Genomic DNA, 616 nt, shown 5'->3' with positions numbered 1-616 from the left:
CCCCCAAAAGTTAGACCAAAATCTAACGATTGGGAGGTCGGTATTTTTATGGCAAAACATAGTTTTGAATTCAAGAAGAAAGTTGTTTTAGAATATTTGGATGGCAAAGGAGGAACACCATATCTTTCTAAAAAATATGGACTGGGTTCTGACTCACAGCTGCGCAAATGGATTAAAGCATACAATGCGTTCGGTGATGAAGGATTAATGCGTTCTCGTAAACAAACAAAATACTCTTTCGAAAAGAAAATTTTTGTTGTAGAGTTATATCTATCAAGTGAGATTTCATATCAAGACTTGGCGATTCAAGAAGGTATAAGCAATCCAAGTATGATTGCTAACTGGGTGAACCGCTTTCGGGCTGCCGGTCCTGATGCTTTGAGACCTCGCAAGAAAGGTCGAAAGAAAACATTGGATAAACCTAAGATAGATATTAAAGCTCAGCAAGTTGAAGAAAGAATAGTTGATACAAGTGCAGAACATGTTAAAGAATTAGAGACTGAACTGCTTAAGCTAAGAATAGAGAATGCCTTTTTAAAAGAACTGAGGAGGCTGCGTTTAGAGGACGAGGCAAAAATGAGAGAACGGCGCTCGTCATCAAAAGCCTCCGAAGAGA

General features: G+C 38.6%; 1 protein-coding gene. It reads left to right on the top strand.

Annotation, left to right across the window (positions count from 1 at the left end):
• Window positions 1–48 precede the first annotated feature (48 nt).
• On the top strand, window positions 49–616 hold a 568-nt coding region (locus tag HMPREF0721_RS11225), incomplete at its 3' end, for a helix-turn-helix domain-containing protein (RefSeq protein WP_040640539.1).

Source organism: Pseudoramibacter alactolyticus ATCC 23263, from assembly GCF_000185505.1.
GTDB lineage: Bacteria > Bacillota > Clostridia > Eubacteriales > Eubacteriaceae > Pseudoramibacter > Pseudoramibacter alactolyticus.
This window is presented reverse-complemented; position numbering and strand designations above follow the sequence as displayed.